This is a genomic window from Ruegeria sp. G5, assembly GCF_056533365.1.
On sequence record NZ_JBQFOK010000010.1, the window covers coordinates 126,414 to 142,584 of the forward strand.

The 16,171-nt window shown below is 58.2% G+C and carries 15 protein-coding genes; 7 read left to right on the top strand and 8 right to left on the bottom strand.

Annotated features, from left to right (window positions below):
• The first annotated feature begins 1 nt into the window (after position 1).
• Positions 2-2,476 (top strand): translation initiation factor IF-2, encoded by a 2,475-nt coding sequence (infB, locus tag ACR0BD_RS16840; RefSeq protein ID WP_480698226.1) that lies wholly within the window; start codon positions 2-4, stop codon positions 2,474-2,476.
• Positions 2,477-2,792: 316 nt separating this feature from the next.
• The gene (locus tag ACR0BD_RS16845; protein WP_480832132.1) at positions 2,793-3,554 is read left to right on the top strand and encodes a caspase family protein; all 762 of its coding nucleotides are present in this window, start codon (positions 2,793-2,795) and stop codon (positions 3,552-3,554) included.
• Positions 3,555-3,616: 62 nt separating this feature from the next.
• Here ACR0BD_RS16845 and ACR0BD_RS16850 read toward each other — a convergent pair whose 3' ends face one another.
• The 6 genes from ACR0BD_RS16850 to ACR0BD_RS16875 form a co-directional block, all read right to left on the bottom strand.
• Positions 3,617-4,444 carry an alpha/beta hydrolase gene (locus ACR0BD_RS16850; protein ID WP_480832134.1) on the bottom strand — a complete coding sequence of 276 codons (828 nt, stop codon included), beginning with the start codon at positions 4,442-4,444 and terminating at the stop codon, positions 3,617-3,619.
• Positions 4,445-5,326, bottom strand: coding sequence for a tryptophan 2,3-dioxygenase (locus tag ACR0BD_RS16855; protein WP_480832136.1), 882 nt, complete (start codon positions 5,324-5,326; stop codon positions 4,445-4,447). It lies immediately after the preceding gene.
• A gap of 63 nt (positions 5,327-5,389) precedes the next feature.
• A complete protein-coding gene (tdh, locus tag ACR0BD_RS16860) occupies positions 5,390-6,418 on the bottom strand; it encodes an L-threonine 3-dehydrogenase (RefSeq protein WP_480832211.1) in 1,029 nt (342 codons plus the stop codon).
• 19 nt (positions 6,419-6,437) lie between these two features.
• Positions 6,438-7,388 carry a PLP-dependent cysteine synthase family protein gene (locus ACR0BD_RS16865; protein WP_480832138.1) on the bottom strand — a complete coding sequence of 317 codons (951 nt, stop codon included), beginning with the start codon at positions 7,386-7,388 and terminating at the stop codon, positions 6,438-6,440.
• Complete coding sequence (locus ACR0BD_RS16870) at positions 7,385-8,572, bottom strand: glycine C-acetyltransferase (protein ID WP_480832140.1); 1,188 nt, start codon at positions 8,570-8,572, stop codon at positions 7,385-7,387. The genes ACR0BD_RS16865 and ACR0BD_RS16870 overlap by 4 nt, the downstream gene beginning before the upstream one ends.
• 246 nt (positions 8,573-8,818) lie before the next feature.
• On the bottom strand, positions 8,819-9,382 hold the full coding sequence (locus ACR0BD_RS16875; protein WP_480832142.1) for a helix-turn-helix domain-containing protein: 564 nt from the start codon (positions 9,380-9,382) through the stop codon (positions 8,819-8,821).
• Positions 9,383-9,497: 115 nt separating this feature from the next.
• Between ACR0BD_RS16875 and ACR0BD_RS16880 the strand changes: the two genes are divergently transcribed.
• The gene (locus ACR0BD_RS16880; RefSeq protein WP_480832144.1) at positions 9,498-10,673 is read left to right on the top strand and encodes an acetyl-CoA C-acyltransferase family protein; all 1,176 of its coding nucleotides are present in this window, start codon (positions 9,498-9,500) and stop codon (positions 10,671-10,673) included.
• 97 nt (positions 10,674-10,770) lie between these two features.
• On the opposite strand, the gene ubiB is transcribed toward ACR0BD_RS16880, so the two are convergent.
• Positions 10,771-12,300 (bottom strand): 2-polyprenylphenol 6-hydroxylase, encoded by a 1,530-nt coding sequence (gene ubiB, locus ACR0BD_RS16885; protein WP_480698211.1) that lies wholly within the window; start codon positions 12,298-12,300, stop codon positions 10,771-10,773.
• Positions 12,300-13,052 (bottom strand): bifunctional demethylmenaquinone methyltransferase/2-methoxy-6-polyprenyl-1,4-benzoquinol methylase UbiE, encoded by a 753-nt coding sequence (gene ubiE / locus ACR0BD_RS16890; protein WP_480832145.1) that lies wholly within the window; start codon positions 13,050-13,052, stop codon positions 12,300-12,302. The genes ubiB and ubiE overlap by 1 nt, the downstream gene beginning before the upstream one ends.
• Before the next feature lie 160 nt (positions 13,053-13,212).
• Here ubiE and ACR0BD_RS16895 point away from each other — a divergent pair, with 160 nt between their 5' ends.
• The 4 genes from ACR0BD_RS16895 to rpsT all read left to right on the top strand — a co-directional run bounded on the left by ACR0BD_RS16895 (position 13,213) and on the right by rpsT (position 16,041).
• Positions 13,213-13,899, top strand: coding sequence for a hypothetical protein (locus ACR0BD_RS16895; RefSeq protein ID WP_480832146.1), 687 nt, complete (start codon positions 13,213-13,215; stop codon positions 13,897-13,899).
• A complete protein-coding gene (gene mutM / locus ACR0BD_RS16900; protein ID WP_480832148.1) occupies positions 13,857-14,708 on the top strand; it encodes a bifunctional DNA-formamidopyrimidine glycosylase/DNA-(apurinic or apyrimidinic site) lyase in 852 nt (283 codons plus the stop codon). The genes ACR0BD_RS16895 and mutM overlap by 43 nt, the downstream gene beginning before the upstream one ends.
• A 66-nt stretch (positions 14,709-14,774) precedes the next feature.
• Positions 14,775-15,551, top strand: coding sequence for an enoyl-CoA hydratase (locus tag ACR0BD_RS16905; RefSeq protein ID WP_480698203.1), 777 nt, complete (start codon positions 14,775-14,777; stop codon positions 15,549-15,551).
• Positions 15,552-15,777: 226 nt separating this feature from the next.
• Complete coding sequence (gene rpsT / locus ACR0BD_RS16910; protein WP_170351928.1) at positions 15,778-16,041, top strand: 30S ribosomal protein S20; 264 nt, start codon at positions 15,778-15,780, stop codon at positions 16,039-16,041.
• Positions 16,042-16,171 lie beyond the last annotated feature (130 nt).

Here is a 16,171-nt window from a genome sequence, read left to right on the forward strand (position 1 = left end):
TATGAGCGATAATGACGGCAAAAAGACATTAGGTCTTCGTGGCGGGGCACGCCCCGGAAATGTGAAACAGAGTTTCAGCCACGGACGCACCAAAAATGTCGTGGTGGAAACCAAGCGCAAACGCGTGGTGGTCCCCAAGCCGGGTGCCAGCAAGCCGGGTGGCGGAGCTGCGCCTTCGGGTGATCCGTCGCGCCGCCCAGCCGGGATCTCCGACGCGGAAATGGCGCGCCGGATGAAAGCTTTGCAGGCCGCCAAGGCCCGCGAGGCCGAAGAGGCTGCGGCCCGTGAGGCCGAAGAAAAAGCGCGCGAAGAAGAGCGCGCCCGCCGTCGTGCGGAACAGGAAGCCAAGGAACGCGAGCAGCGCGAAGCTGAAGAACGCGCCCGCGCCAAGGCAGAAGAGGAAGAGCGTAAACGCAAAGAGGCGGAAGAAGCCGCCAAACGCGCTGCCGCTGCACCTCCACCCGAAGAACCCAAGGCTGCCCGTGCTCCGGCCAGCAAACCCGCGCCCGCCGCAGCCCCGCGCAAGCAGGACCGTGAGCGTGAGCAGCGCGGTCGTGGCAAAGGTCGTGATGACAACCGTCGTTCGGGCAAACTAACACTGGGTCAGGCCACAGGTGGCGAGGGCAATCGCCAGCGTTCGATGGCGTCGATGAAGCGCAAGCAAGAGCGCGCGCGCCAGAAAGCGATGGGCGGCCCGGTCGAACGGGAAAAGGTGATCCGCGACGTACAGCTGCCCGAGGCGATCATGGTCTCGGAGCTGGCCAACCGTATGGCCGAGCGTGTGGCTGACGTTGTCAAATCGTTGATGCAGATGGGCATGATGGTTACGCAGAACCAGACCATCGACGCTGACACCGCTGAACTGATTATCGAAGAATTCGGGCACAAGGTCACTCGTGTATCCGATTCGGATGTTGAAGACGTCATCAAGGAAGTCGAAGACAGCGATGATGATCTGCAGCCGCGTCCGCCGGTCATCACCATCATGGGTCACGTTGACCACGGCAAAACCTCGCTGCTGGATGCAATCCGCGACGCGCGCGTTGTGGCTGGTGAGGCTGGTGGCATTACCCAGCATATCGGCGCCTATCAGGTGAAAACCGATGGCGGCACCACGCTGACCTTCCTGGACACGCCCGGCCACGCGGCGTTTACGTCGATGCGGTCGCGCGGTGCTCAGGTCACGGATATCGTTGTTCTTGTTGTTGCGGCTGACGACGCCGTGATGCCGCAGACGATCGAGGCGATCAACCACGCGAAAGCGGCCGAAGTGCCGATGATCGTGGCGATCAACAAGGTCGACAAACCCGATGCGAATCCGGACAAGGTGCGCACTGATCTGCTGCAGCACGAAGTCATCGTCGAGAAAATGTCGGGTGAGGTTCAGGATGTCGAAGTCTCTGCCATCACCGGTCAGGGTCTGGACGAGCTGCTGGAAGCCATCGCGCTGCAGGCCGAAATTCTGGAACTGAAAGCCAACCCCGACCGCGCCGCCCAAGGTGCCGTGATCGAGGCGCAACTGGATGTGGGCCGTGGTCCTGTGGCCACCGTTCTGGTTCAGAACGGCACGCTGCGCCAAGGCGATATCTTTGTTGTGGGTGAGCAATACGGTAAGGTCCGTGCGCTGATCAACGACAAGGGCGACCGCGTCAAAGAAGCTGGCCCCTCGGTTCCGGTCGAGGTTCTGGGCCTGAACGGCACGCCCGAAGCGGGTGACGTTCTGAACGTCACCGAGACCGAAGCGCAGGCCCGTGAAATCGCCGCCTATCGTGAACAAGCCGCCAAGGACAAACGCGCCGCCGCCGGTGCCGCGACCACCCTTGAGCAGCTGATGCAGAAGGCCAAAGAAGACGAAAACGTCACCGAGCTGCCGATTCTGATGAAAGCGGACGTACAAGGTTCGGCCGAAGCCATCGTTCAGGCGATGGAAAAGATCGGAAACGATGAGGTACGCGTGCGTGTCCTGCACTCGGGCGTGGGTGCGATCACCGAAACCGACGTGGGTCTGGCCGAAGCCTCCGGCGCGCCGATCTTCGGCTTCAACGTCCGTGCCAACGCTTCGGCGCGGAACACTGCGAACCAGAAGGGTGTCGAGATCCGCTATTACTCGGTGATCTACGATCTGGTGGACGACGTGAAAGCGGCAGCCTCGGGCCTGCTGAGCGCCGAGATCCGCGAAAAGTTCATCGGTTACGCCGAGATCCGCGAAGTCTTCAAGGTCACCGGCGTCGGCAAGGTCGCTGGCTGTCTGATCACCGAAGGTGTGGCGCGTCGCTCTGCCGGTGTCCGCCTGCTGCGCGACAACGTGGTGATCCACGAAGGCACGCTGAAAACGCTCAAACGCTTCAAGGACGAAGTGGCTGAGGTTCAGTCGGGTCAGGAATGCGGTATGGCGTTCGAAAACTACGACGATATCCGTGCTGGTGACGTGATCGAAATCTTCGAACGCGAAGAGGTTACACGGACACTGGACTGATCCGGTAGCTTGCAGAAATCAACAATCAGCGGTCCTTTGGGGCCGCTGTTTTTTTGTGGGATCGCGCAGATAATTCGTCTGTTTTTTTGGTTTTATTAGGGACGTACGCAGCGCAAAGCCCCAAAAAGTTGTTTGCTCGAAGGCAGATGAAACTGACCATGTGTTAAACGCAAGGTACAAAGTAGCCTTCAACATATAGGCGTTGGAAGCATAGCTCTGATTTGTTACTCGTTTTGGTTGAGGGAACGCGCAACAGGTAGTTGCTGGGAAGCGATCGGTTGGCGTCTCTGGTTTGATAAACTTGGAGATTCAATCGATGCGTATTTTGGCGGTGCTTTGTATTTTCATCACGCTGTTGGCTGGACCATCCGCGGCGCATGAGCGGTTCGCTTTGGTGATTGGTAACGCTGCATACACAAATGTCCCGGCGCTGGATAATCCTGTGAACGACGCACGTCTGATGAGCGACGCATTGCGGGGTGCCGGTTTCGAAGTAACGACGCTGACAGATGTGACCCTTGATGAGATGACGGGTGAAGTTGAGACCTTTGCCAGCACAGTACGCGCGGCGGGGTCCGAGGCATTGGCCGTGTTTTATTTCGCAGGGCACGGTGTGCGCAGCGATGGTTTTAACTACCTTCTACCGCTGGGTGTGAACATTCAGTCCGAGGCTGATATCGCGGACCAAGCCGTTCCGGCGGAGTGGATACTGGACCGCGTTCACACGCCACAAGCTGTTAGTGTCATGATCCTGGATGCTTGCCGCGACAATCCATTTGGCAACCAATCGGATGTGATCGTGGATTTGGGCGACGGGCTTGCACGTATGACTGCCAGGCCGAACAATCTGATCGCGTACGCAACAGGCCCCGGTGAAGTCGCCTTGGACGGGACCGGTACAAACAGCCCTTACACATCCGCGATTGCACGTGCGATCGGAACTTCTAGCCTGACTTTAGAGCCTATGTTCGAACAAGTGCGAACTGATGTGATTGGCGAAACGGATGGCATTCAGTCCCCTTGGGCCCGGTCGTCGCTAAACATCAAAATAGGTATTAAGGACCCGGCTGTACGCTGAAGGGACTAGTGCCCGCAGTGAAAAATTAGTCTTTGAATGCGTCTGAAACCCCAGAAGACTGCCTACCGGTTTTCGGTCATAAACGTCCCCGGATGCATGATGATGTCGAAATGCTGCAACCCCTTTTGCAGATCGAAGCTGACGGAATGCCCTCCCTTGCGCAACGCCTCGGCATAATCCCGGCTTTGGCGGATGAATTCGGGCGTGTCGCGCTCGGCCACCGTCACGCGATAGCGCGGGCCGGGGGCGGGCAGGTGAAGGATGGGCGACAGATCGTGCACCTCGACCGGGGTCAGTTGCAGCGGGTCGTTGACGGGCGTCAGGCTGATCGGTTCCAGATCGTAAACCCCACTGATCAGGATCACATCGCGCACGCGCAGGCCGGCACGGGCCAGCGCATCAGCCGATGTTGCCATGACCATGGCCGCCAAATGCCCACCTGCACTGTGCCCTGATAACGTGACACGCGATGGATCGAACCCAAGGTCAGGTGCATTCGCCGCGAGCCAGAGCAGGGCGTTGCGGCATTCCTCGATCATATCGCCGATGCGGGCCTCGGGGGCGAGCGTGTAGTTCAGGGTGGCAAAGGACTGCTCGGCCTCGATCAGCGCCGGGGCCATCATCGCGGACTCACGCTGGCTGAGTGCCTGCCAATAACCGCCATGGATGAACACATGCAGCGGTGCGCCCGCGCCTTTTGCCGGAAAGAAATCTAGCACCTGCGCGGGTGCGTCTCCGTAAGCAAGGTTCTGTTGGCAGTCCATCTGCGCGCGGTTTTGCGCGCTGAGCGCCGTGTAGCTGTCGACATAGGGCGTCAGGTCGCCACCGATCATCGACCGTGGGGAATATTCCTGATCCAGTTCACTTTGTGTAAAGCCGCGATACAGCATCTAGTCTTCCTGTTCCGAATACATCAGTTCGGTGCGTACGTCGTAAAGATCATGGAAAAAGCGCAAATCCAAGGCTTTGCGCAGAAACGAAACACCACTTGAGCCGCCAGTGCCCGGTTGATTGCCAATCACACGCTCGACCGCGGTGACATGATCAAAACGCCAGCGTTGGAACAAGGATTCAACATCCATCAGTTTTTCGGCCAGCGCATACAGATCCCAATATCTTTCGGTGTCGCGAAACACCTCCACCCACAGTTTTACAACCCGAGGGTCACCGGAATAAGGCTGAGCATAGTCCCGATACAGCAGATCATCCGGTACATCGAACCCCTGCCGGGCCATCATGTGTAGGACTTCGTCATACAGCGACGGCTTGTTGAGCGCGGCAGTCAACATTTCCATGATGTCGCTGTCATGCGCGTGAACTTTCAGGGTCGCGGCGTCCTTGTTGCCCAGAATGAATTCGATCTGGCGGTAGCCATAGCTTTGGAACCCAGATGAACTGCCCAGAGCCTGCCGAAAGGTCATGTAATCGCTGGGCGTCATCGTCAGCAGGGTTTCCCACGACGCAATCAACTGTCGCTGGATCGCTTTCACACGGTCCAGGTTTTTCATTGCCGGGCCAAAGTCGTCTTGCCGCAGAAACCGGCGCACTTCGACCAGTTGGTGGTGCATCAGTTTCAGCCACAGCTCGCTGACCTGATGGATGATGATGAACAGCATCTCATCGGGTTGGGCGGGGTCCTGAAAGGTCTTTTGCAGGTTCAGCAGGGTTTTGAGCTGCAGAAAGTCGCCATAGCTTTTGCGGTGGGTTTCCGTGAAATCGGTGACCAGAGTCTCTTCGATTCCCCGTTCCAGATACCTGTCGTTGTCGCCCATGTGCTCCTCCAAACGCGCGGGTGTCCCTTTGTTTAGGGTCAAAACCCGCGCGGTGCCAGAGCGTCAGGTCCAGTCCAGAACCACCTTGCCGGACTGGCCGGATTTCATCGCGGCAAACCCTTGGGCAAAGTCGTCGACCTTCATCTGATGCGTGATCACCCGGCTGACGTCCAGACCGTTCTGCAACATGGCGATCATCTTGTACCAGGTTTCAAACATCTCACGCCCATAGACGCCTTTGATCGTGATGGCCTTGAACACGATACGCGACCAGTCCACGGGAGATTTCCCGGGCGGGATACCCAGCAGAGCGATCTTGCCCCCCATCACCAGGGCCTCGACCATCTGGTCCAGCGCGGCTTGGGACCCCGACATTTCAAGCCCGACGTCAAACCCCTGTGTCATGCCGAGTTCCGCGATGACGTCCTGCAGATCCTCTTTCGACACATCGACCGTGCGCACGGTTGGCACAACATGTTCGGCCAGTTTCAGACGGTCTGCATTGATATCGGTGATCACAACATGCCGTGCGCCTGCGTGCCGGGCGACGGCGGCGGCCATGATGCCAATGGGGCCCGCGCCGGTGATCAGAACATCCTCGCCCAGCAGATCAAAGCTGAGGGCGGTGTGAACGGCATTGCCGAGCGGATCGAGGATCGCACCGATTTCATCAGGGACGTCATCAGGCAGGGGGACGACGTTGAAGGCTGGCAGCTTCAGGTATTGCGCAAACGCGCCCTGTTCGTTCACGCCAATACCGCGCGTACCGGGGTCGAGGTGAAATTTACCCGCGCGGCTTTGGCGGCTGTCATTGGTGATCAGATGGCCCTCGCCCGAGCAGCGCTGGCCGATCTCAAGCCCCGTCACATTGCGCCCCATCTCAACAATCTCACCGGCGAATTCGTGACCGGTGATCATGGGAACAGGCACCGTAGCCGAGGCCCAGTCATCCCAGTTCCAAATGTGAATGTCAGTGCCGCAGATGCCGGTCTTGTTGACGCGGATCAGAACCTCATCCGGCCCAATCTCGGGCACCGGGGCCTGTATCATCCACAGACCCTCTTGGGGTTTTGATTTCTCAAGCGCTTTCATGGTGTTGGGTCGCATATGATTACTCCCAAAGATCGGTGGACAGGTATTTAAGGCCGCTGTCGCACATCACAATTGCGACGCAACCGCCCTTTTCCGGCCCGTTTAACAGCTGGATGGCCGCCGCAAGGTTGGCGCCGGCCGAGTAGCCGGCGAATATCCCTTCGGCCCGGGCCAGAAGGCGTGCGCAATCGCGAGCTTGCGCACCGGAAACAGCCAGATGGCCTGCAAGCGCGGTATCGGTCAGGTGGGCAAGATCGTCCATGGCATAGCCACCGCCCTGAATCGGGTGATCCGGGGCGGTCACGGTTTCCCCGGCGATGGCTTGCGCGCCTTCGGGTTCAACGGCATAGCATCGCACGCCGCGTGGGCTCAGATACGCGGCAGCCCCGGCCAGCGTGCCGCCGGACCCGGCGAAATCGCAAAAGGCCGTCACGTATCCGCTGGACTGATCCCAGATTTCAGGCCCGGTGCCTGTCTGGTGGGCATTGGGGTTGCCGGAGTGGCCGAACTGATCGGCGCGAAAAGCGCCCCGCTTGGCCGTGATGCGCTGCGCGGCCTCATCAACCAGCGCCAGATCGGCACCCGAGACCTCGCCCGGATTGCTACCGTCGGCTTGGGGTACGATGATCACTTCAGCCCCCAGCGCCCGCATCATGCGGGCGCGTTCGACCGAGTTTCCGGCGCTCATCACCGCAACAAAGGGGTGACCCAGAATACCGCAGACTATGGCCAGACCCGTGCCCATATTGCCCGAGGTCAGCTCGACTACAGTTTGCCCCGGCGCAAGCGTACCGTCGGCGCGGGCCAATTCGATGATCGAACGGGCCGCACGGTCTTTTTTCGAGAACCCAGGCAGCAGATAGTCCAGCTTGGCCAGAATCCTCCCGTCCAGATTAAGCTGCGCACAGACGCGCGACAAATCGACCAACGGCGTATTTTCCATCGCGCCGATAACAGAGGGTAGGATCACGAGATGACTCCGAGTTCTTTGCCAACTTTACCAAAGGCCGCCAAGGCACGGTCCAGTTCGTCGCGTGTTAGGGCCGCATTCATCTGCGTTCTGATCCGCGCCTGACCGCGGGGGACGACCGGGAAGAAAAAGCCCGAGACATAGACGCCTTCGTCAAACAGTTTTGACGCCATCTCTTGCGCCAATGTCGCTTCACCCAGCATGACCGGAATGATCGGGTGTTCACCGGGCAGCAGGTCGAACCCCAGCTTTTCCAGCCCTGCGCGCCAGTATTTGGCGTTGCCGAACAGTTGGGCGCGCAGCATGTCGCTCTCTTCCACCAGGCGGATCGCCTCAAGCCCGGCGGCGACGATGGAGGGCGGCAGCGAATTAGAGAACAGATAGGGCCGCGCCCGCTGCCGCAGCAGGTCGATCACTGGCTGCGGCCCGCCGATGTAACCGCCGATTGCCCCCCCAAGTGCCTTGCCCAAAGTTCCCGTCAGAATGTCCACATCGACGCCGAAATGATCCGGCGTACCCGCTCCACGCGGCCCCATGAAGCCGGTGGCGTGACAGTCATCCACCATGACGATGGCATCGTATTTGTCTGCCAGTTCACGGATTTTCGGCAGGTTGGCCAGATAGCCATCCATCGAAAACACGCCATCGGTCGCGATCATGATGTGCCGCGCCCCATCCTCGCGCGCCTGTTTCAGCCACGCTTCGAGGTCATTCATGTCGTTGTTCAGATAGCGATAGCGCTTGGCCTTGCACAGCCGCACCCCGTCGATGATCGAGGCGTGGTTCAGACTGTCCGAGATGATTGCATCTTCAGGCCCTAACAAAGGCTCAAACAGCCCTCCGTTCGCATCGAAACAGGCCGCGAACAGGATCGCGTCGTCCTTGTGCAGGAACGCGGCCAGCTTCTGTTCCAGCTCGCGGTGGATATCCTGCGTGCCGCAAATGAAGCGAACTGAGGCCATGCCAAACCCTTTGGGCTCCATCGCGGACTTGGCAGCGTTGATCAGTGCGGGATGATCCGCCAGACCAAGATAGTTATTGGCGCAAAGGTTGATGACCCGGTTGTCGCCCACAGTGATCTCACCGCCCTGAGGCGAGGTTATCATTCGCTCGGTCTTGAAAAGCCCCTCGGCCCGGATTTGATCAAGCGTATCAGCGACATGGTTCAGGAAATCTTGAGACATCGAATCCTCCTAGCATGACGGTGTGTCTACCATAACGGAAAAGAATCCGAAATAGGGGAATTCGAAATTGCGGAAAAAAATCCACAATACTGGAAATCCGGAATATGTGTCCTGAACCCCAGGCTTTACCAGCATATATTCAGGGTGCTGAACCTCATCCGCAAGTCTTGGGCTTAATTGCAGACGACGAGACACCCTACCTGAACGAACGATGGGTGTTACGCAAACACCCGCGCGTTTTGGATATCAGGCGTTTTTGACAATAAGAAAGACGCGCGCGGGGCCGTCCGCCGTGATGGCATGCAGAACATCTGCCGCGTATCGCGCCGTGTCGCCTTGTTTCAAATCGCTGACCGCAGAGCCCGAGGTAACACGCACCGCACCATCAAGCACCGTCAATTGCTCATTCGCACCCCGGGCATGAGGCTGACTGTTCAGTGCCCCGCCTGCGTCGAACCGAATGTCGTAAACTTCATGGCCACCAGCCTCTTCTGGAGGGGAGAGGATGCGGATTCGGCATTTTTCACCCATATTGTCGATACTGGGTACTTCGGAATCTCTGAGAACCTCGATCTGATCGGCAGTTTTGCCGTCTTCCAACAGGCCCGCAAAATCGACCTGCAGGGCGCGTGTCAAATTCCAAAGCGTCGAAATCGTCGGGCTGCTTTCGCCGCGTTCGATCTGGCTGACCATCGATCTGGAAACGCCGCTGAGATTAGCAACTGCTTCAAGAGACAGCCCTTTTGCGCGCCGGGCATCCTTTAGCCGGGCAGGTAAAAGTGTTAGGATATCGTCTGGGTTTTCCGTCATGACGGAATCTAGTGCGCCTTGCACACGGTAATGTCAATTCGGGGCGTGACAGAGAGTCCGATTTAAAGATTATGCTGCAGGTGCATAATGCCCGAGATTTCTGGAGGAGAATAATATGACTGATGTGGTGATTCTGGACGGTGCGCGTACTGCCATCGGAACTTTTGGCGGTGCCTTGGCATCCACGGCCCCTATCGATTTGGCAACCGTCGCAACCGAAGCGGCGTTGGAAAGATCGGGTGTTGAGGGCGCACAGATCGGAAACGTCGTCTTTGGCCACGTGATCAATACTGAACCACGCGACATGTACCTTTCCCGTGTTGCGGCGATGCAGGCAGGCATTCCGAACGGAACTCCAGCGATGAACGTGAACCGTTTGTGCGGGTCGGGGGCACAGGCGATCGTCTCGGCCACACAGTCCCTGATGTTGGGTGACGCGGATTTTGCGGTTGCAGGTGGTGCTGAAAGCATGTCGCGTGGGCCACACATCATGCAGCAGACACGATGGGGCGCAAAGATGGGCGACGTCAGTGCCCTGGACATGATGTTGGGCGCGTTGAATTGCCCGTTCGGTACCGGCCATATGGGTGTCACTGCAGAAAACGTTGCGGATGAACACCAGATCACCCGTGAACAGATGGATTCGTTCGCTGTTACCAGCCAGGATCGTGCGGCTGCGGCGATTGAGGCTGGTTATTTCGAAAGCCAGATCGCGCCCGTGCAAGTCAAAGTCAAACGCGACATGGTGGATTTTAAGGTCGATGAACACCCAAAGGCCACGACCACTGAGGTGCTGGCAGGCCTGCGCCCGGTCTTCAAGAAAGAGGGGCGCGTCACGGCTGGAAACGCGTCGGGCATCAACGATGGTGCGGCGGCTATGGTTCTGGCAAGGGCAGACGCCGCTGAAAAAGCAGGCTTAAAGCCCAAAGCGCGCATTCTGGGATATGCCCATGCTGGCGTTCGCCCCGAGGTCATGGGTATTGGGCCGGTTCCGGCTGTGCAGAACCTATTGGCCAAGACCGGCTTGTCGATCACGGATTTCGACGTGATTGAAAGCAACGAAGCCTTTGCGGCTCAGGCATTGGCGGTCAACAAAGAGCTGGGTTTGGATCCTGCAAAAGTGAACCCCAACGGTGGCGCGATCGCATTGGGTCATCCGGTGGGTGCAACCGGCGCAATCATCACGTTGAAGGCGCTTTACGAACTAGAGCGCACCGGCGGTACCAAAGGTTTGATCACCATGTGCATTGGTGGTGGTCAGGGTATTGCTTTGGCCATCGAACGGCTCTGATCTGGGGCCGTTGCAGGGGGGCTGTCTGCCCCCCATCGCGCCATGGCGCGATTCCCCCCGAGGATATTTTTGGCCAGATGAAGCAGGTGGGACGTCACTAGCTGATCGCGTTGAGCAGTAGGACCAACGCGCCACCGGCGACGGCTCCGACCGCTGCGGTTAGTGCCGTGGACCAAATAGGCGATCTGCGAGCTTCGTCTTTTTGGGTTTGAGCAATCAGTGCGTTTTCAACCAGATCCGGCAGGCGCGGGCCAAAACGGGCGAGCACCAGGGCTGTTTTGCCAAAGTCGCGCAACGCGGCGCGGGGGCCGATTGATTTCTTGATGTAGTCCTCGACGACCGGGCGCGCGACCTCCCAAATGTTGATATGTGGGTCCAGCGACCGTGCAACCCCTTCGACCACAACCATGGTACGCTGCAGCAGGATGAGCTCGGTCCGGGTTTCCATGCCAAAGCGTTCGGTGACTTCGAACAGGTAGTTCAACAGACGGCCCATCGAGATATGGGTGGCATCCATACCGAAGATCGGCTCACCCACTGCGCGCAGGGCGCGGGCGAATTCGTCGACATCCTGGTTTGCGGGGACATAGCCTGCTTCGAAATGCACCTCGGCCACGCGTTTATAGTCGCGGCGGATGAAGCCGAAGAGGATCTCGGCATAGACGCGGCGAGTATACTCGTCGATATGGCCCATGATGCCGTAGTCATAGGCGATGATATCGCTGTTGGCGGCGACCTTGAGGTTGCCCTGATGCATGTCGGCGTGGAAATAGCCGTCGCGCAGAGCATGCAGCAGGAACAGGCGCAGGACCCGCTCGGCCAGATCGCGGCGGTTGTGGCCCGCTGCGTCCAATGCGTCATTGTCGCCCAGCGGGATGCCATCGGCCCAGCTGAGGGTCATCACGCGGCGGGCGGACAAAGACCAGACCACTGGGGGCAGCCAGAAACCTGCGTCGTCTTTGGTGTTGGCGGCGTATTCCGAGGCCGCGGCGCTTTCGAGGCGCAGGTCAAGCTCGCCGCGCACGACGCCGTCGAAATGCTCGATCACCTCCATCGGGCGCAGGCGGCGGGCGCCCGGGGCGCAAAGCGCAACGATGCGGGCGGCGAAATAGAAAGCGTCAACATCCTTGCGAAAGGCGCGTTCGATGCCGGGGCGCAGGACTTTGACGGCGACATCCTCGCCGGTGCTGGTCAGTTTGGCCTTGTGAACCTGTGCGATAGAGGCGGCGGCGATGGGTTCGCTGAAATCGCTGAAGATTTCCGAGACGGGTTGGCCCAGTTCCCGCTCAACCTCGGCCATGGCTTCGGCTTTGGAAAAGGGGGGCAGCTTGTCCTGCAGCACGCGCAATTGCGCGGCCAGTTCGTTGCCGACCACATCGGGGCGGGTCGAGAGGACCTGACCGAACTTGATATAGGCCGGACCCAAAGCTGTCAGTGCGCGGGTCGCGGGCGGCATTTCAGGGTCGCCTTTATAACCCAGCCATTGGAAGGGTTTGCCGAGGGTATGCGCCACGATGCGCAGGGCGCGCGGGGCTTCGAACGCGTCCAGTACAACGTTCATGGCACCGGTGCGCTCCAGAGTGGCGCCTGTGCGGATCAGGCGAATAATATTGTGGGGTCCGCGCATCAGATTTTCCAGCCGGAATGCAGCGCGGCGATGCCCATGCTGAGGTTGCGGTACTTGGCGTTTTCAAAACCAGCAGCGCGGACCATTCCCAGAAATGTTTCCTGATCCGGGAACTTGCGGATCGATTCCACAAGATATTGATAGCTGTCGTAGTCATTCGCGATCAGCTTGCCCATGCGTGGGATGACGTTGAAACTGTACAGGTCATAAAGTTTCTGCAGCCCGTCATTGGGCAGTTGGCTGAATTCAAGCACCATCAGACGGCCACCGGGCTTGAGAACGCGGAACGCCTCGTTCAGAGCTTCTTGTGGGCGGGTGACGTTTCGGATGCCGAACGAGATGGTGTAGACATCGAACGTGTTATCCTCGAACGGCAGGGCCATGGCGTCGCCGACCACCCAGCTGAGGCTTTCGGCCATCTGGTCGGCCTCGGCACGTTGGCGGCCTTCGACCAGCATCGGTTCGGTCAGGTCCAGAACAGTGGCGTGACCGTGACCTGCACGCTTTAGGAAGCGGAACGAGATATCACCCGTACCACCGGCAACGTCCAGCAGGCGCTGACCGGGGCGTGGGGCCAGCCAGTCCATCATCGCGTCTTTCCAGACCCGGTGGATACCCATGGACATCACGTCGTTCATGACGTCGTATTTCGAAGCGACCGAGTTAAACACACCCTGCACACGCCCGGCCTTTTCAGCCTCACGCACGGTTTCAAAGCCGAAATGAGTGGTCTTGTCGTTGGTGTCGGACATGAAAGGATGCCTTTGTCAGTGTTGTTCATCCTTATAGGCCCCGCGGCAAGGAAGACAATCGCGCGAAAAGGTAGCAGGCGGTTTGAGGCGCTGGGTTGCCTTAGATTCTCCACACTCGCTCGGTAGAATCCGAATTGTCTAAAAAGCAGTTATTTAAAAGATGTCAGATTATACAAGTTTTGCCGTTTGGGCGGGGGTGATCCTGTCCTTTGTTTTCATATTGTGGCGGGTCAGAGCGGTGTTTCTCACCGTCCTCAGGGTGCATCGCGCCAGAGGTTTCGCGGACAAGATTGACGCGGCCGCGCGACACTTTCCCAATGATATCGTAAATGAGTCTATGCTGCGCGCCGGCAGTGAAAGGCCAGCGCAGCAATCGCTGACCCGCCTGACCTTTCGCGCCACACCCGGCGTAATTGCGGTCACGGCGATTGTGCTGTGTATTCTGGTTTACATAGGCTTCATAAGGCCCGAGCTTGCCCCGTCTGAGGTGTTCATACCCGTTGGTGATCCTGAAACGGCCGTTCTGATAAAGTTGGGCCTGGTGGCACTGGTTGTTTATACGCTGATCTACCATTTCGCCAATTTCGTTACGATTGATGGATCGGAATTGGCAACCATGACCCCCTTCTTTCAACGGCGGTATTATGACTTGACCAAGCTCTGCCAGATCCGGCTGCGACACAACGGAAATTACGTGTTGCGATTTTCGGATGGGAAGACCGCGCGGATTCTGAAATATGTAACCGGACATGATGAAATGGTGCAGGCGCTGGAACGTGCCCTTGCAGCAAATCAGGAGAAGGCATGCCGGAACTTCCCGAAGTCGAAACGGTCCGCCGTGGGTTAACGCCTGCGATGGAAGGGGTGGTGATCGAACGCGCGGATGTAAACCGCCCCGATTTGCGATGGCCTTTCCCAGACCGCATGGCCGAGCGCCTGACCGGTCAGAGGGTGGAGCGGTTACGCCGCCGGTCGAAATACATTCTGGCTGATCTCAAGAGTGGTGAGACGCTGCTGATTCATTTGGGTATGTCGGGGCGCATGACGGTCTCGGGCGATCCGCTTGGGCAATTCGTGCACGACCATCCCAAAACCGAGAAACACGACCATGTGGTGTTTCACATGGCAAATGGCGCGCGCGTGACATTCAACGACCCGCGCCGGTTTGGAGCGATGGATCTGTTGCCGACGGCCACGGCAGACGAACACAAGCTTCTGTCGGTTCTGGGGCCAGAGCCCTTGGGGAATGACTTTCACGAACAACACCTGATCGATGCGTTTCGGAGAAAGAACACGCCGGTTAAGTCAGCATTGCTGGATCAGGGAATCGTTGCCGGATTGGGGAATATATACGTCTGCGAGGCACTTTATCGCGCCGGAGTGTCGCCACGTCGCAAGGCCGGACAGATTTCAGCGCAGCGTGTCGCGGCGCTGGTTCCTATCATCCGCCAGGTGCTGCAAGACGCCATCCAGGCCGGTGGATCGTCTTTGCGTGATTTCCGGCAAGCTGATGGAGAACTTGGATATTTTCAGCACAGCTTTGACGTTTACGGGCGCGAGGGCGAGCCTTGTCGGACAGAGGGTTGCGGCGCTGCTGTAAAAAGAATCACCCAGTCCGGTCGCTCATCCTTCTACTGTGCGCAATGCCAAAGATAACTTGATCCAAGGTTTTCGCGTGATAATGAATCGTATCTGAACGGAACAACCGGAAGCTTACACCTCATGGCTTTTGAGACGATCATCGTCGAAATCGAAGACCACGTCGCCCTAATCAAGCTCGACAGACCCGATGCTTTGAACGCGCTGAACGCGCAGTTGACACAGGAATTGTGCACAGCTTTGGAAGAGGCGGATCAGAACGACAAGGTGCGATGCATCATCGTCACCGGCTCGGACAAGGCATTTGCCGCAGGCGCGGACATCAAGGAAATGTCCGAGATGAGCTTTGTCGATGTGTACACCACCAACCTGTTTGCGGATGTGAATGACCGCGTGAGCGCCATTCGCAAACCGATCATCGCCGCGGTTGCCGGCTATGCGCTGGGCGGTGGTTGCGAACTGGCCATGCTGTGCGATTTCATAATTGCCGCCGATACGGCCAAGTTCGGCCAGCCGGAAATCAATCTGGGCGTCATAGCGGGACTGGGCGGCAGTCAGCGCCTTACGCGTTTTGTCGGTAAGTCCAAATCGATGGATATGAACCTGACCGGCCGTTTCATGGATGCCGAAGAGGCCGAACGAGCAGGTCTTGTCAGCCGCGTTGTCCCTGCCAAGAAACTGATGGAAGAGGCCATGGGAGCCGCCCATAAGATCGCCGAGAAATCGCAGCTCAGTGCGATGGCTGCTAAAGAGGCGGTGAATCGCAGCTACGAACTGCCGCTGAGCGAAGGCATGTTGTTTGAACGTCGCGTATTCCATTCGATGTTTGCGACCGAAGATCAAAAGGAAGGCATGGCCGCGTTTTTGGAAAAACGAGCCGCGCAGTTTCGCGACAAGTAAGCGATCTTAGAAAAAGCTTTGGCGGGCAGTTGCCCGCCTTTTTTGTATCCATCTTGTGTACTCAAGAATCTACTTGGCAAACCCTCACGAGTTGGATAGTAAGCGCCGCTATACATGCGCGTGCGGCCCGCTTGGCCCGACTCACACTCGTGATTTCTGATCCGGTGCGGATAATTTCCGTGGCGCGCAACCCTAGATAACCGTACCGAACAAAGGTCAGAGACACATGGCTAACTCGCCCCAGGCAAAGAAACGCGCACGTCAGAACGAAAAGCGTTTTGCAATCAACAAAGCACGCCGTTCGCGCATCCGCACCTACCTGCGCAAAGTCGAAGAAGCTATTGCTTCCGGTGACAAGGACGCGGCAACCGCTGCACTGCGCGCAGCGCAGCCCGAACTGATGCGCGGCGTCACCAAAGGCGTTTTCCACAAAAACACCGCGTCGCGTAAAATGTCGCGTCTGTCGGCACGCGTCAAAGCGCTGGGCTAAGCTTTTGGGTGACCCTTGGTCACGTAAGAAAGACTGATATATTTTAGAGGGCGTCGCACCATGCGGCGCCCTTTCTGCTGTTGCCAGAATACCGCGTCCTCACGAAACCGAGAGATTCTTTCGCCGAAAG

Excerpts from the sequence above, each read along its gene's own strand:
- infB (WP_480698226.1), top strand. The coding sequence starts at position 2 with ATGAGCGATAATGACGGCAAAAAGACATTAGGTCTTCGTGGCGGGGCA.
- ACR0BD_RS16845 (WP_480832132.1), top strand. The coding sequence starts at position 2,793 with ATGCGTATTTTGGCGGTGCTTTGTATTTTCATCACGCTGTTGGCTGGA.
- ACR0BD_RS16850 (WP_480832134.1), bottom strand. The coding sequence starts at position 4,444 with ATGCTGTATCGCGGCTTTACACAAAGTGAACTGGATCAGGAATATTCC.
- ACR0BD_RS16855 (WP_480832136.1), bottom strand. The coding sequence starts at position 5,326 with ATGGGCGACAACGACAGGTATCTGGAACGGGGAATCGAAGAGACTCTG.
- tdh (WP_480832211.1), bottom strand. The coding sequence starts at position 6,418 with ATGAAAGCGCTTGAGAAATCAAAACCCCAAGAGGGTCTGTGGATGATA.
- ACR0BD_RS16870 (WP_480832140.1), bottom strand. The coding sequence starts at position 8,572 with ATGTCTCAAGATTTCCTGAACCATGTCGCTGATACGCTTGATCAAATC.
- ACR0BD_RS16875 (WP_480832142.1), bottom strand. The coding sequence starts at position 9,382 with ATGACGGAAAACCCAGACGATATCCTAACACTTTTACCTGCCCGGCTA.
- ACR0BD_RS16880 (WP_480832144.1), top strand. The coding sequence starts at position 9,498 with ATGACTGATGTGGTGATTCTGGACGGTGCGCGTACTGCCATCGGAACT.
- ubiB (WP_480698211.1), bottom strand. The coding sequence starts at position 12,300 with ATGCGCGGACCCCACAATATTATTCGCCTGATCCGCACAGGCGCCACT.
- ubiE (WP_480832145.1), bottom strand. The coding sequence starts at position 13,052 with ATGTCCGACACCAACGACAAGACCACTCATTTCGGCTTTGAAACCGTG.
- ACR0BD_RS16895 (WP_480832146.1), top strand. The coding sequence starts at position 13,213 with ATGTCAGATTATACAAGTTTTGCCGTTTGGGCGGGGGTGATCCTGTCC.
- mutM (WP_480832148.1), top strand. The coding sequence starts at position 13,857 with ATGCCGGAACTTCCCGAAGTCGAAACGGTCCGCCGTGGGTTAACGCCT.
- ACR0BD_RS16905 (WP_480698203.1), top strand. The coding sequence starts at position 14,775 with ATGGCTTTTGAGACGATCATCGTCGAAATCGAAGACCACGTCGCCCTA.
- rpsT (WP_170351928.1), top strand. The coding sequence starts at position 15,778 with ATGGCTAACTCGCCCCAGGCAAAGAAACGCGCACGTCAGAACGAAAAG.